13 protein-coding genes and 1 pseudogene are annotated in these 14,672 nt (G+C 60.0%); 5 read left to right on the forward strand and 9 right to left on the reverse strand.

Annotated features, from left to right (window positions below; genetic code table 11):
• Nucleotides 1-303: 303 nt before the first annotated feature.
• The 4 genes from A4E19_09300 to A4E19_09315 all read left to right on the forward strand — a co-directional run bounded on the left by A4E19_09300 (nt 304) and on the right by A4E19_09315 (nt 4,926).
• Nucleotides 304-2,433 carry a hypothetical protein gene (locus A4E19_09300; protein ID OQW30499.1) on the forward strand — a complete coding sequence of 710 codons (2,130 nt, stop codon included), beginning with the start codon at nt 304-306 and terminating at the stop codon, nt 2,431-2,433.
• Nucleotides 2,434-2,453: 20 nt separating this feature from the next.
• Nucleotides 2,454-3,251 carry a sulfate adenylyltransferase gene (locus tag A4E19_09305; GenBank protein ID OQW30500.1) on the forward strand — a complete coding sequence of 266 codons (798 nt, stop codon included), beginning with the start codon at nt 2,454-2,456 and terminating at the stop codon, nt 3,249-3,251.
• Nucleotides 3,252-3,544: 293 nt separating this feature from the next.
• Nucleotides 3,545-4,561, forward strand: a complete 1,017-nt coding sequence (locus A4E19_09310; GenBank protein OQW30501.1) for an isocitrate dehydrogenase — start codon at nt 3,545-3,547, stop codon at nt 4,559-4,561.
• Nucleotides 4,562-4,572: 11 nt separating this feature from the next.
• Nucleotides 4,573-4,926: an isocitrate dehydrogenase gene (locus A4E19_09315; protein OQW30502.1), complete on the forward strand. Its 354-nt coding sequence runs from the start codon at nt 4,573-4,575 to the stop codon at nt 4,924-4,926.
• Nucleotides 4,927-5,281: 355 nt separating this feature from the next.
• On the opposite strand, the gene A4E19_09320 is transcribed toward A4E19_09315, so the two are convergent.
• The 4 genes from A4E19_09320 to A4E19_09335 all read right to left on the reverse strand — a co-directional run bounded on the left by A4E19_09320 (nt 5,282) and on the right by A4E19_09335 (nt 8,679).
• Entirely contained in the window at nt 5,282-5,923 is a 642-nt protein-coding gene (locus tag A4E19_09320; protein ID OQW30503.1) for a 3-beta hydroxysteroid dehydrogenase, read from the reverse strand.
• Nucleotides 5,924-5,939: 16 nt separating this feature from the next.
• Nucleotides 5,940-6,614, reverse strand: a complete 675-nt coding sequence (locus tag A4E19_09325; GenBank protein OQW30504.1) for an arylformamidase — start codon at nt 6,612-6,614, stop codon at nt 5,940-5,942.
• 150 nt (nt 6,615-6,764) lie between these two features.
• The gene (locus tag A4E19_09330) at nt 6,765-7,877 is read right to left on the reverse strand and encodes a hypothetical protein (GenBank protein ID OQW30505.1); all 1,113 of its coding nucleotides are present in this window, start codon (nt 7,875-7,877) and stop codon (nt 6,765-6,767) included.
• A gap of 58 nt (nt 7,878-7,935) precedes the next feature.
• Nucleotides 7,936-8,679, reverse strand: coding sequence for a quercetin 2,3-dioxygenase (locus tag A4E19_09335; protein ID OQW30598.1), 744 nt, complete (start codon nt 8,677-8,679; stop codon nt 7,936-7,938).
• Nucleotides 8,680-8,813: 134 nt separating this feature from the next.
• Here A4E19_09335 and A4E19_09340 point away from each other — a divergent pair, with 134 nt between their 5' ends.
• Nucleotides 8,814-9,113 (forward strand): HxlR family transcriptional regulator, encoded by a 300-nt coding sequence (locus A4E19_09340; protein OQW30506.1) that lies wholly within the window; start codon nt 8,814-8,816, stop codon nt 9,111-9,113.
• A gap of 108 nt (nt 9,114-9,221) precedes the next feature.
• On the opposite strand, the gene A4E19_09345 is transcribed toward A4E19_09340, so the two are convergent.
• The 5 genes and pseudogenes from A4E19_09345 to A4E19_09365 all read right to left on the reverse strand — a co-directional run bounded on the left by A4E19_09345 (nt 9,222) and on the right by A4E19_09365 (nt 14,669).
• A complete protein-coding gene (locus A4E19_09345) occupies nt 9,222-10,130 on the reverse strand; it encodes a 6-phosphogluconate dehydrogenase (protein OQW30507.1) in 909 nt (302 codons plus the stop codon).
• 115 nt (nt 10,131-10,245) lie between these two features.
• Nucleotides 10,246-11,331, reverse strand: a pseudogene (locus tag A4E19_09350) (hypothetical protein).
• A 153-nt stretch (nt 11,332-11,484) separates the two neighbouring features.
• Nucleotides 11,485-12,447: a sulfurtransferase gene (locus A4E19_09355; protein OQW30508.1), complete on the reverse strand. Its 963-nt coding sequence runs from the start codon at nt 12,445-12,447 to the stop codon at nt 11,485-11,487.
• Between the two features lie 36 nt (nt 12,448-12,483).
• On the reverse strand, nt 12,484-14,142 hold the full coding sequence (locus tag A4E19_09360) for a fused response regulator/thioredoxin-disulfide reductase (protein ID OQW30509.1): 1,659 nt from the start codon (nt 14,140-14,142) through the stop codon (nt 12,484-12,486).
• Between the two features lie 62 nt (nt 14,143-14,204).
• The gene (locus A4E19_09365; protein ID OQW30510.1) at nt 14,205-14,669 is read right to left on the reverse strand and encodes a hypothetical protein; all 465 of its coding nucleotides are present in this window, start codon (nt 14,667-14,669) and stop codon (nt 14,205-14,207) included.
• Between the last annotated feature and the right edge of the window lie 3 nt (nt 14,670-14,672).

The raw sequence follows: 14,672 nt of genomic DNA on the forward strand, positions 1-14,672 counted from the left end.
AAGATTTCTCGGTGTTTGGTCTCCAGAGTCAGAATGTTGTTCCGCACAGAACCAAGGACCATGTTATTGCAAACTTCCCAACTTGCACTTCTTATAGCGGGAATAGTCGGAGTTTTCAGTCCACTCATGGGCTCCGCGGCATCAGCGCGGATGAAGTCGAGCGATGAGGCGGCCCGCTTCGTGCTGCAGTATGTCCAGGCATTCGCCCAGTCCCAGACCGAGACGTGGGCTGCGGCAGACCTAGGTTGTCTAAGCCGTGCGCGGACATCGACGAGAGGCGTCTCACCTAACCTTACCCCTGAGATGGCTCGACGTTGCTGGGATGATACGGTGCGCGGCCATTCCGACATGGTGACTCAACAGAGTGAATCCGGCGTCTTCGATGCCATCGGACGCGGAGTCGGGCTCGGCCTCTTACACGATCGGCACCGAGTCACCGAGAATTGGAAGGAATATCCGCCGGCGGTCTTCGTTTCCCCACCCGTCATTCTGAAGGACCACGCTCCGGTTCCTCAGACGACCGTCGTGCGGACCAGTCCGTTGCAACCATTGGCCCTGTCGAACATCAAGAAAGGCTCGCTCGTGTCGGTCCCTGGTCAGGCCGTGGATATTAAGATCGTCTACCCTGATCCCCTCACAGCGCCACTCGCCCTTCGACCGGAAGAAATCTGGTGGGTGAACGGAGCCCCGCGCCGCTTCGGGCCCGTCCGTGAAGTGGTGGCTCGATTTATCGTCGTGACTGGCTTGCGCAAGTTCGGTTTTAGCGCCGATCGGGCCGTGATGAACGAAGTGCTGCCCGACGTCCCGCTGATTGCCACGACGCACTACGGTCTACGGCCGGACAACGGGCGGAAGTTCGACCAGGCCGACCCCAAACAGTCGATCTTAAAGGGTGAACTCGTCGTCGGATCGGTCCGGTGGTGGGAACGCACTGAAGCAGAGCCTGTCATGCAGGCAGCCTTGAACCGAGCCACTCATCTCTCGGAGGCCGATCGAGCGGAATTGCTGACCCGACTGCTGTTGATCGATCCCAACCATGTGGCTACCCACGTGCTACGCGGTGAAGACTCCTACCAGACCTTCGTGAGACAAGGCATTGCCAAAGGCGGTCTAGCGGCGGAAGACGAGGCGTCGCTCCGGCGAATCGCAGAGTTGTACTGGACCATTCAAGCACAAACTTGGCGGCAGGAATTGACCGCTGTTTCGGAAGGGTATGAGCCGGCGGCAGACGCTCTCTATCGATCCCTGGCCTCTTACGAGGCGTTAGGGCAACAGGAACGTGCGACATCCGAGCAGCGCCGGCGTCTTGGGACGTTGACCAGATGGAACAACGACCCGATCGGTGCCCTCGGTATTCATGAGGCGTTGCTGCGCGACACCGCCGCAGGCACGGCCGAGTACGGGAGGGTCTTGACTGAAATCGCCTGGGATCGCATCCAATGGGTGTCGTGGGAACGGCGCTATGACCATCCCTGGCTGCAGCAGGCGAACGCTGAAGCGGAACAGGCTACCGAGCTGTTGACTCAATCATACGATAGACTCCATGCGCACTATGCACAGGTCGCGGTCGAATCGCTCTCGATACCGCGCAATTTGGACCTGTTTCAGCAACGAATGCAGCAGGTCAAACAAGACTTGGATCGGATTCCTGGGGCGAAGGGGTTGCAGGAACAGCTCGTCGCCAACGATCTCGTCAAGGCCTTGACTCCGGAGGCCACCGCCATTGTCCTGCCAAGCCCACCGCGGTCGTTCGAAGTGCTCGACGTATCGGTGCACGCCACGCCACCCAAGCAAGACATCCTCTGGCGATGGAATTTCGATCAAGACGAGCCAGGGCAGGTCCCCACGGGTTTCGTACGGCCGATCCGGAGCGATAAGGAATCGGCACTCTGGCAAGTCCAGGTCGATCCGGAGGTAGCAAGTGGGAGGCAACGGCTGGTCCGCTCTTCTGCTTGCCCGACACCAGACTGTGTGCGACTCCTCGTCGCAGATGGGATCAGAACCACCTATCCCGACGTCACCGTCCAAGTGCGTCCGCCCGGCATGAAGGACCACACTGAAGCCGGCATTGCCATTGCCGTGACAGATGGCAACAACTATTACGCGATTGCGCTGCAGACGATGACCGGCCTTGTCACGACACGTCGCGTCACGGACGGCGTGGCGACCATCTTGGGACAAGTCACGGTTAAGCTCACGCCCAAACCCTGGCATACGATGCGGGTTCAACGAATCAATTTTCTCCATCTCGACAAGGGTCGGCTGGCGGTCTACATCGACGGTGCCCAAGTCGCCGCCGTCGATGACGCCGTCCTTCCACGGGAAGGTCGGGTCGGACTGATTGCACTCGGTTCGGCGGCAGCGGAATTCGACAACCTTCATATATTGGATCTCGTGTCGAACCAGACCTTCTCGAAACCGGCCGCCTACTGAATGGGCCCTGACGAAGGACCATGAAACATCTGCGCGCGCTCGAAGATCAAAGCGTGTACATCCTGCGCGAGGCGTACAAGCATTTCGATGACCTTGCGATGCTCTGGTCGATGGGGAAGGACTCGACCGTCCTGCTGTGGTTGGCGAGAAAAGCCTTCTTCGGACATGTGCCGTTCCCGTTGGTCCATATCGACACCGGGTATGAAATGCCCGAACTGATCGAGTATCGCGATCGGTTGTGCCGAGAATGGCGGCTCGACCTGGTCGTGGGGCAGAATACCGAGGCACTCGCAGCAGGGATGGGACCCCAACAAGGACGCGTCACCTGCTGCACCGCGATGAAAATCGACGCTCTCAAGCAAACCATCGCGAAACATAAATGGACCGCGATCATTCTGGGCATTCGGGCCGATGAAGAGGGCACCCGCGCGAAAGAACGATACTTTTCCCTCCGCGACAAGCATGGGGAGTGGGATTTTCGAGACCAACCCCCCGAACTGTGGGATCAATTCAATACCATATTCCCTGTCGGCTCCCATATCCGCGTCCATCCATTACTGGATTGGACGGAGCTGAATATCTGGGAGTATCTCGACCTTGAACAAATCCCCTTGCCCAAGCTCTATTTCGATCGAGGCAACGGCCTGCGGTATCGGAGCCTCGGCTGCGTACCTTGTACCGGCACCGTCCCGTCATGCGCCTCCACGATCCCTCACATCATCTCGGAACTCCGAATCACGACGATCGCGGAGCGGAGCGGCCGTGCACAGGATGAAGGACGAGGCATGGAAACGCTCCGCAAACTTGGACACATGTAGGAACTCTTTGGTCCATGAGTCCCATTCCTTCCTAGCCCGAACCGGAAGACTTTGCATGTGTTCCACGTCATGAGCGCCCATGCACGGTCTCCTGTGCGGAGAGAGTGTGGGCGCACAGCGTGTGGATGTGGATGATATACACCAGCGCTGTCAATGCCTCTTATTACTTTCATTTATGGATCTATATGTTCCGCATTCCATCCCATGTGGAGTGGAATCTGATTTGCACAACCCTTCCCGACAAGAGGGGAGCGGATGGTCCGATCGCCCTTGCTGCTTAAGGGAGGTTCAGGATGGCACAGCATGTCGTGACGATGATTCCGGGCGAAGGCACCGGCCCGGAGATCTGCGAAGCGGTGCGGATGGTGATCGACGCCAGCGGCGTCGATATCACGTGGGAATACGAAGACATCGGCCTGGATTGTTTGGAGAAACACGGCACGTTGCTGCCGGATAAGACCATTCAGAACATTGCCAAGAACAAAGTGGCGCTCAAAGGTCCGACGACGACACCGATCGGAACCGGGCACAAAAGCGCCAATGTCACGTTGCGAAAGGTGTTCGACCTCTACGCGAACGTGCGTCCCGTACGTCTGATTCCAGCTTTGAAGCGTCCATGGGACAAACTCGACATTATCAATTTCCGCGAGAACACCGAAGACTCGTACGCCGCCATCGAACACATGGTGTCGGATGAAGTCGCGCAGTGCTTGAAAGTCATCACGTGGCCTGGTTCGTATCGGATCGCTGACTTCGCCTTGAGCTGGGCCCGCGAGAATGGGCGGAAGAAGGTCTTTTGTGTCCATAAGGCCAACATCATGAAGATGACGGACGGTCTGTTCCTGGAAGCTTTCCGAGAAGCGGCCAAAAAGTATCCGGACATCGAGACCGGCGACATTATCGTGGACAACTGTTCCATGCAGCTCGTGCGCAACCCCGGCCAGTTCGACTGCTTGGTGCTGCCGAATCTCTACGGCGACATCCTCACGGACCTTTGCGCCGGTCTGATGGGCGGCCTTGGATTTGCCCCCGGCGCCAATGTCGGCGACAACTGTGCCATCTTCGAGGCCGTGCACGGATCGGCGCCGAAGTATGCCGGCATGAAGAAGGTCAATCCGTCCGCTGTCCTGATCTCCGGCGTGATGATGCTGCGCTGGCTGAAGGAGAAGGACGCAGCCGACCGCATCGAGAAGGCGATGTATGAAGTGCTGACGGAGGGAAAGAAAGTGACCTACGACGTAGGAGGAACCGCCAAGACCGACGAATATGCGCAAGCGATCATCGACAAGATGAACGCCGCGAGGAAGTAAGGGAGGATCCGATGCCGACATATACGGAAACCGCGATTGCGACCAAGAAAAAGAAGGACATCAAGTTGGTGGGCGCCGATCTCTACATCATCACGGATAAAGGGATTCCTAAGTTCACCGACGGCGAATTCGGACCTTTTAAATGTGAATTCATCTCAAATAGGGGCACCAAGGTCTGGCCGGGCTTCGTCAGCCCGGATCTCTTGATGGTCAATTGGTACCGGTGCCGTTTTACGGCCACGAAGGATATCAAAGACGCCGATGTCAGCGAGTTCCTGGTCCAGCTCAGCAAGAAATGGGAATGGTCTGCGGCGCAAAAGCTGTGGAACTACGACGGTGAGGCCGGTTTCAGCAAGGCCTACTGAATTCTCCTTCTGCCAGGGGATGGGCGTTCTCATGAACGCGCATCCCCTCTATCCCCGATTGATGAACCTCCTGCTGGAGGTGATGCACGGCAAGTCTATTCACCTACAGCCATGAGCATGAACATCAGCACACCCATGCCGATTCTCATGCCGGTATGAAGAATGCCCACACCCATACGCATCAAGACGGATCACGGCGCTCATTCGCACCGCCATCAGTGACGCCGATCGTTCTTCGCAAGGATGCTCGCGTTGGTCCCGCCACGTCGACCATCGACAGGTTTCGTGGTAGGCGTGATCACCGGCCGCCGTCCTGCGTCAACCATCCACTGCCATCGTCCATCTTCTCCATTCATCAATAGCCCACAGTAAAGCGCCGCCGGACGTGAGCCGGACGCTCCGCTTCGTCGAGCATCGCCACGGCAAAATCCTCGATCGAGATCCGGCTCTCGCCGTTCGCATCTCTCAGTAACTGATCCGTTCCAAGCCGAAACTGACCGGTCCGTTCACCGGGGAAGAGATCGGCGGAAGGGGACAGAACCGACCATTCCAGACTTGTTTCTTCACGAAGCATGGTCAGAGCTTCACGGGTGGCAAGCGCCCCTTGTTTGTACTGTTCAGGAAAACCGGGAAGGTCCACGCCCTGCACTCCTGGTTTGACTTCAAGACTGCCCGAGCCCCCCACAAATAACAGTCGCTTCACTCCGGCTTTCTTCACGCCGTCGATAATGGCTCGTGTCCCCTTGAGCTGGAGATTGTAGATGTCCGGATTGCTCCATCCCGGATTGAAGGCGCTGATGACGGCATCATGACCTGCCACCAAACGTGCCACGTCGGCAACATCATAGACATCGGCTTTTTGGGCACGGAGCCTCGGATGCGGCGTGAGCCCCTCCGGATCTCGCACAAGTGCTGTGATCTCATGTCCGCGAGTCAAGGCTTCCCGCAAGATTCCCGAGCCGACAAAACCAGTGGCACCGATCAACGCGATGTTCATGATGAATCTCCCTGTTTCATGGCTGTGAAGGCTCTCCCTCATTGGACGCACGTGGGCGCAGGATCGCGCGGGCCGGAGCACCGTCACTGCGTTCCACACGGAGCGGGAGGCAGATCAAGTCGTATGGCCCCGGCTCTAAACCCCTGAGATCGAGCCCCTCGATAATCCACACACCAGATTCCAGTAGGACGTGGTGAGTTTCCGGCCCGTCTTTTTTAAATCCACCGACCGAAAGGTAATCGACTCCAACCGTTCGGATACCACAAGCGACGAGGTAGCGTGCCGCCTCCTGCGAAATGTAGACAAAATCTTCCAGAAAATTGTCGGTCTCCCAACAACGTGAGGAGTTTCGGGTCTTGAACAGAATGCGTTCATCGTGATGAATGTGATGAGCCACGAGTTCGTCCGACTTAACGGATTCAACATCTTGAATCTCGATGACCCGAGCGGGACCCATCACCGCCGAGAGCGGCATTTCATCGAGACTGAGTCCGGCGCGGACAAAATGAAGCGGGGCATCCATATGGGTCCCCGTATGTGACCCCAGTGAAAGAACCGAGACATTCGCGTGATCTCCCCGCTCCATATCCTGTGTGCGCTCGATCCGTACCGGAGGGTTGTCCGGCCAGTGCACCATGCCGGTTCGCAAGGGGATGGAGACATCGATCCAATCTGAAGAAAGGGCTTTCATCTATCACCTCTTGAGGGAGGCGAGCCGGAGAGCCGGCTCGCCGGCCATTCGCTCGAGGCGGGCGTCTTCCGCGAGACGGTGCGCCTCATGGTTGTCGATCTTGGCTTTGCGCATCGTCGATCTCCTCTACAACTGTCCCGCTCATCACACCTAGGCCATCGTGATCACTTCTTTGATTCCTCCGGTGCGTCCTGATACGACGTCCCGAAAGGCTTCGGCCGGATATCGCCCGGTGATGAGCGACCGGAGGGCCTGGGGCCACCGTCTCATGAACGCTCCAAGGTCTTGAACCGCCGCCGCGAACGTGTCGCGCCCCGCGTTCACCGTGCCCAGGAGGAGCTGATTCTTCAGTACCAGGTTTTTCATGATGCGATCCGTCTCCACGGGAGCGGGGGCCCGGAGGCGTGGCACTCCGGTCAGGATGAAGATGCCGTTTGTCCCCAAGACCGTGATCAGCTCAAAGGCGAGCTCGGAGGAGCCCACCGCCTCGAAGACGACATCGATGTTTCCGATCCGGTTCGCCAGTTGGTCCACCGATTCGGCCTCGGAGGAGACATAGGTCGCGCCGATCGCCGCCGCCACCTCGGCCTTCGGATTCGGGAGCTGTGAACGAGAGTAGACATAGGTGTTGAATCCGGCGGCCACCAGCGCCATCGCACCGAGCAGCCCGACCGGGCCCGCCCCCAGGACGACCGCATTCGGCGCCGAACCCACCGGCCTCTCGTGCGGCGGGGGCCAGGTCCAGGGGAGCCGTTGCTGTACGAGCTTCAATTGGGCGATCGCCTTTTCGGCGATAGTGAGCGGTTCGACCAGCACCGCGACTTCCCGGAGGGCGCGGGGCACGGGGATGAGATATGGCTCCTGCTCGACGACGAATTCGGTCATGAACCCGTGTGTCTCTTTGATGCCCCGTTCGGTGAATCCTCCGGTCGAGCAGAAGTCCTGGCGCCCCGCACGGCACGGAAGACAGTGGGCCTCTCGGCATGGGCGTCGCACCATCGCGACGGCGAGATCGCCAGGCCGATAGTGCGCAACCTCGGGGCCGACCTCGACCACCTCCGCGAGTGATTCATGTCCGAGGACAAGATAGTCGGACCCTTGTGGAGGGGTGCCATACTCGAACGAGCTGATCTCCTTATCCGTCCCGCACACGCCCACTTCCAACACACGGAGTTTGACGTCAACGGGAGTAACGATTTTGGGCTCGGGATGGTCGACAATCCGAATGTCCCGCGTTCGTGGTACGACGGCTACGGCTTTCATGATGAGTCTCTCCCTTATTCATGGTTGTCAGCCGCTCGTTTCTGGGCGTCTACCGCTCTCAAGCCTCTAGGTCCTGATTGGTTTCCCAAATCAACACCTCCGCTCCCATACCGGCGTCCGCCGTCAGGCGTCGAGCACCGGCTGCGGTGAGACGAACGGCATCGCCTGTCTCCAACGGACCGGCTCCTTCGAGGTCCGCCTTGCCCTTGGCAATGAACAGGTGCACATAGGGCGCATCGGGCACCTGCACCGATTCTCCCGGTTTCAGCCGCCCGCCCCAGAGCACGGCCCCCTGTTGCTTGATAGAGATCGCGGCCTTATGGTCACGACCCGAGGCAATAGGGATCAATCCTCCTCGCTCCAATTCTTGGTTGATGTCCAACTGCTCATAACCAGGATTGAGACGTTCCGTATCCGGCGGCACCCACATCTGAATGAAGTGGACCTCTTTGTCGCTCTGGGGGTTCATCTCCGAGTGCCAGATGCCCGTACCGGCGCTCATGCGCTGAGCCAACCCCGGATAGATGATCCCGCTGTTGCCTTCCGAATCTTTGTGCTCCAGCTCACCGTCGAGCACCCACGTGACAATTTCCATGTCCTGATGAGGATGGGTGCGGAACCCCGTATTGGGCCGCACCACGTCATCGTTGCTCACGAGGAGCAGCCCATGATGCGTGTTGCGGGGATCGTAATGGTTAGAAAAGCTGAAGCTATGATGAGAATCGAGCCAACTGATGCGGGTGTGGAACCGTTGGCTGCTTCGCCTGATATCGACGTGTGGTTGCAATTTCGTTGGCGTCATGGCTTCCTCCCTTAAAAGATGCTTGCCGTTGCCGATCGGCATTGTCTCGGCTTCCAGGCTGAGATAACATCGATCCGCGAGATGGGAAGAACGCACCATTTGGTAACTATGGATCTTCTCCGTGGAGCTGCCCTATGAAACGGATGCCGACGTCCTGTCCCGCTGAAATCACCCTACACGTCATCGGAGAGCGGTGGAAGGTGGTCATCCCCTGGTTCCTGCTTCAAAAGACCATGCGGTTTTCCGATCTCTTGCACTCCATGAACGGCATCACGCAAAAAATGCTGACGCAGCAACTTAAGGAACTGGAGCGCGACCGAATCGTGCACCGGACCGTGTATCCTCAAGTCCCTCCCAAAGTTGAATACTCGCTGACCCCATTGGGTCGCAGCCTCGAACCGATCGTCGAGGCCATGCACCGCTGGGGGGATTGAACGCTCGGAGAAGGCAGTCCGACCCTTCATGACTCCATCCACGTCCGGTCTGTGACATCGCAAGACGGTGGACAGGACGTCCATGCGGCATGATTGCATAACCAACTCTCAAAACTCGGCAGTGTCCTTCACCGGCAATCCCGCTTCCTCATCCACGCCCAGCGCGACGGCCGCCCAGTCGAGGTCTGCCCGACCTCGCGCGACCGTCGACAGAAAACGATCGTGCAGCAGGCTCGTCAAGGGCATGGGCATCGTGCTGGCCCCCGCTGTCTGCAAGATCAAGTTGACGTCCTTCAAGCCCAGCGCGACTGTAAAGCCGGCAGGCTTGTAGCGCTTTTGCGCGATCGCGTCTCCATAGATCCGGTAGGCAGGGCAGGCGAAGAGGGTCTCGCCGAACAGGGCCGCTAATTTAGCCCGATCGATGCCGTTCTTCTCTCCCAACGCCATCGCTTCGGCCAGAGCTTCGATCGCGGCAACCAGGAGGAAGTTCCCGGTCAGCTTGACCACGTTGGCCGCTCCCGGTTCTTCCCCGAAGTCGTAGGTGCCTTGCCCCAGCGCGCTCAGGATCGGCTGTACCCGATTCTTGGCGGCTTGCGGACCCGAGAGACAGATCCAGAGCTTCCGCTCCGCCGCCGCTTCCGGCCGCCCGAAGACCGGCGCCGCAACGTAAGCGACTTGATACTTGCCGTGGTGTTCAGCGAGACAGCGCGCGGTCGCCGGGGACACAGTACTCATGGACAAGTGAATACCGTTGGGACCCAAGCGTTCCAGGATTCCTCCTTCGTCGAACACGATGCTTTCCACAGCCTGATCGTCTGCCAGCATCGTCAGCATGATTCCGCCGCGCTCCGCCGTTTGGACGGGATGATCTACCAGCGTGGCTCCTTGTGCGACCAACGGTGTCGCCTTCTCCGCCGTGCGATTGTAAATCCGAAGTTGGTAACCGGCCCTAAGGAGGTTGCCGGCGATTGCCCGCCCCATATTCCCCAGCCCGATGAATCCGATGCGATCAGCCATCTGTTCTGTTCCTTTATCCTAATAAGCCGCTGCGCACCCTCTATTTGTCGCCTGCGCCCTGTGCCGCGACGGCGTGGTGCTCGGCGAAGCAGCGCTCAAGTCGCGAGAGGTTCACCGGCGAACGGGCCTGGGTGCCTTCCGGAGCGGCCCGCAGATACTGCACCGGCCAGGGGATGGCATGACCCAGCTCGCGCGCAGCCCGTAGCGGCCAGCAGGGATCACGCAGCATCTCGCGGGCCAGCAGCACGAGATCGGCTTGTCCGGTGCGGATGATGTGATCGGCCTGGGTTGGTGCCGTAATCAAGCCGATTGTGCCGGTCGGCATCCCGGCCTCGCGCCGGATTCTCTCGGCGAAAGGCGTCTGGTAGCCGGGGCCGACGGGAATCTTCGCTTGCGGCACGATGCCGCCGGAGGAACAGTCAATGAGGTCCACGCCGAGCGGCCCGAGTTGACGGGCCAGCTCAACCGACTGTTCGAGATCCCACCCGCCGTCCACCCAATCCGTCGCGGAAATTCGCACGAGCAGTGGGCAGCGCTCGGGCCAGACGCTGCGGACGGCCTCGACCACCTCGCGCACCAGGCGCGTCCGGTTCTCGAACGACCCCCCGTAGCGATCATGACGACGATTGCTGAGCGGGGAGATAAACTGATGCAGGAGGTACCCGTGCGCAGCGTGAAGTTCCACGACCCGGAAGCCGGCCTCGCAGGCGCGCCGCGACGCTGCCGCAAAGGCTGCCACCACGGCCCTGATACCCTCCTCGGTGAGCACCTCGGGGACGGCATAACCGTCGGCAAAGGCCAGTGCGCTCGGCGCCAGCACCGGCCAGCCGCCTTCTGCTTCGGGAACCGCGCCATGGCCGTCCCAAGGACGATAGGTGCTGCCCTTGCGCCCGGCGTGAGCCAACTGCATCCCGGCGACGCTGCCTTGTTCGTGAACGAAGCGCACAATGCGCGACAACGGTTCGACGTGGTCGTTGCTCCAGAGGCCCAAATCCTGCGGACTGATGCGTCCCTCCGGCAGAACCGCCGTCGCTTCCGTCAACACCAGACCGGCGCCGCCCACGGCGCGGCTCCCGAGATGCACGAGATGCCAGTCGGTGGCGAAGCCGCGCTCGCTCGAGTACTGACACATCGGTGAGACGGCCACGCGATTGCGCAGCACCACCCCGCGAAGCGTGAAGGGTTCGAAGAGATGCGGCATGGTCCAATCCCCTTTCTTTCAGCAGCAACGCGATCCGAACGGACAGGTGGGTCGCGTCGTGCTCATGGCGCTAGGGATCTTAAGCTTGCTCGCCATCGTCATCCTCCTTGCATTCGGCTGAGACGTGAGCGGATCCGTCTTGCCCGTCCATTCTCACAGCGTGACAACCGGCTCGCCGCCCGGAAGACGGGACTCCAGCGGAAACGCGCGCTCGCGCCATCCGTCGATCCCGCCCGCCAGGGGCCGCACCCTGGCAATGCCCTTTCGTTTCAACAGCAGCGCCATCCGAGCGGCAGTAGCCTCGTTCGGGCAGGCGCAGAACAGAATGATGTCTTGATTCCTGGGAATGTCGTGGTGGCGATGTTCGAACTGTTCCGACGGAATGCGGAGCGCGCCGGGAATCGTATAGGGATCAGCCTCATGGTCCAGAGCCCCGCGCAAATCTACGACCAGCACGCTGCGGCCGTCGTCCATCAGTTGCTTGAGCTCCTCCGGAGTAATGCGGGCGATCCGCAACTCGCGCAAGAGCCACTGTCGGTGCAGGAATTTGTACGTCAGATAGCCGACGAAGAGCCCGCCGAGCAGCAGGACCGCCGACTCACCGAAGCGCGCGGCCCGTTCTGCGAGGAACTCGATCTGATCGCTGAAGAGCCAGCCGAACGCGATAAAGGAACCGCTCCACAGCAGCGCACCCAATCCGTTGTAGAGCAGGAACTGTCGAGCGCCGATCCGGAACAGGCCCGCCAGCGCCGGCGCCAGCGTACTGAGGGCGGGAACGAACTTGGCGAAGATGAGCGCACGGATGCCGTGGCGCGTGAAGAGATTCTCGGTTCGCCGCACGCAGGAATCCGGCTCCAAGGAAATGCGGCAGAGGAGATTGAGCGCCTGTCGGCCTTGACGGCGACCCAGCTCATACCACACAACATCGCCGGCCAGACACGCCGCGACCGAGATGAAAATGACGAGCGCGAGGTTCAGTTTTCCGGCGCCGGCCAGCGCACCGACGGCCAGCAGGACCGGAACAGCGGGAATCGGCAGACCGATCTGCTCGGCAAAGACCGTCACAAAGAGCACGGCCTGTCCGTGCCGGATCAGGAATTCAATCACGTCATGCATGGCGGTTCATCCGATTGTCGAGGCCGCTCCGCCTCTTCACACTTCGTCCAGGTAGCGCTCGATCATTTTCTGTGCAATCGTGCCTTCACCGACACCGGAGGCGACGCGCTTGATCGATCCGTGCCGTGCATCGCCGGCGACAAAAATTCCCGGGACGCTGGTTTCAAATAAATATGGCGGTCTCGCGAGAGGCCAGCCCGGCGGAAGACACCCATCACGCATCAAATCGGGCCCCGACAGGATAAACCCATGCTCGTCGCGGCGGACCACGTCGGCCAGCCACTCCGTATGCGGCGTCGCGCCGATGAGGATGAACAGCGATCCCGCCGAAACCGTCCGCCGCTCTCCGGTCTTGGTCTGTTCGATGATGAGCGCCTCCAGGCGACTATTGCCTATCGTTTCGGCCACCGCCGCCTGAGTTTCGACCACGATATTGGACGTTTGCTTGATGCGCTCGATCAAATAATGCGACATGCTTTGGGCTAACGACTCGCCTCGCACCAGCATTGTCACCTGCCGAGCATACCGGGCAAAATAAATCGCGGCCTGTCCGGCAGAATTGGCTCCTCCTACGATATAGATGTCTTCGCCTGCGCAGGCCAGAGCCTCCGTCATCCCGGCTCCGTAGTACACTCCGGCTCCCGTCAGACGCTCGATGCCCGGCACGTTCAGCGTCCGGTAGGACACGCCCGTGGCAATCAACACCGTTTTCCCGCTGACCTCACTCCGATCGGCCAGCGCCACGATCCGCGCCGGCCCGTCCGCACGCAGGGCGACGGCCTCTTGGGACGTCACGAACTCGACCCCGAAACGCTGCGCCTGCGTCACCGCGCGGCGGGCTAAATCCTGCCCGCTGAGCCCGGAGGGAAATCCCAAGTAGTTCTCGATCCGGGAACTCATCCCCGCTTGTCCGCCCGGCGCCTCGCGTTCGATCAATACAGTACGGAGCCCCTCGGACCCGCCATAGACGGCCGCCGCGAGTCCCGCGGGACCGGCTCCGATGACGATCAAATCGTAGAAGGGCTGCTCCGCTTTCATACGGAACCCCACCTTCTCGGCGAGTTGAACGGTCGTCGGTTTGGCCAGGGACGAGCCGTCCGGAAAGAGCACGACCGGCAGGTCTTCCTCGCCCACACGAGCAGAGGACAACAAGACTGGAACATCCGGCTCCCGTTCGATATCCAGCCATTGATACGGCACCTGGTTGCGCGCGAGGAATTCTTTGAGCTGATGGGACTGCGGCGACCAGCGATGGCCGATGACGCGAATGCCCTCGAACGGGGACCGGAAAGACGCCCGCCAGTCATCGAGGAGATCATCCAACACCGGATACAGCCGCTCCTCCGGCGGATGCCAGGGCTTCATGAGGTAGTAATCCACCTGCGCGTGGTTGATGGCGTGAATGGCCGCATCGGTATCGGCATAGGCCGTGAGGAGGGTGCGCTTCGCCTCCGGGTACAACTCCATCGCGCGTTCCAGAAATTCCACGCCGGTCATCTGTGGCATGCGTTGATCGACCAGCAACAGAGCCACTGCTTCATTGCGCACCTTGAGCTGCTTCAGTGCCTCCAAGGCGGCAGCGCCGGAGTCCGCACGAAGGACGCGATAGTCTTCCGCATACTTTCGCCGCAGATCGCGCTCCACGGCACGCAGCACCTTGGGGTCGTCATCAATAGTGAAGAGGACGGGCTTCATGAGGATGTCCCATATAACAGGGTCCCAATGCCTTTCGCCGAGTGGAGCGCCGGTAGTACCTTTCAATCGAGACGATATACTCGATGCTCCATGCCCAACAGCCCTGGACCGCCGGACAGCAAGCGACCTTCACCGACAAAGACCGTGCGATTCACCCACAGGTACCGCGGGTCGCCTGTCTCGAGGACCCAGTACGAACGTATGCGTTGGTCCTCAAAGGCGGTTTGTCCCGATGCTGCAGCCGCCTGTTGCAATTTCTCATTCGCTTCGACAGGGCCATGGTAACGGATGTAAATAAGTGCGCCGTCATCCGTTTTCATCTGGACACGCACATCCATGTTGAGGTATCCGTCTTGGCCCGCGAGCATATAATCGCCGCCTGTCCCGACCAGTTTCCCGTTCAAGCGCGGACCTTTCACGGTTCCGCCTGTCAGTTCATAGTACTGACGAGTTCCGTGTGTTCCCGGTCCGATCACGCGAGGCTGCGTCGCAATCACCTGATAGGTAAACTCCTGCACGAGCTTCATGAT

This window comes from Nitrospira sp. SG-bin1, assembly GCA_002083365.1.
Lineage (GTDB): Bacteria > Nitrospirota > Nitrospiria > Nitrospirales > Nitrospiraceae > Nitrospira_D.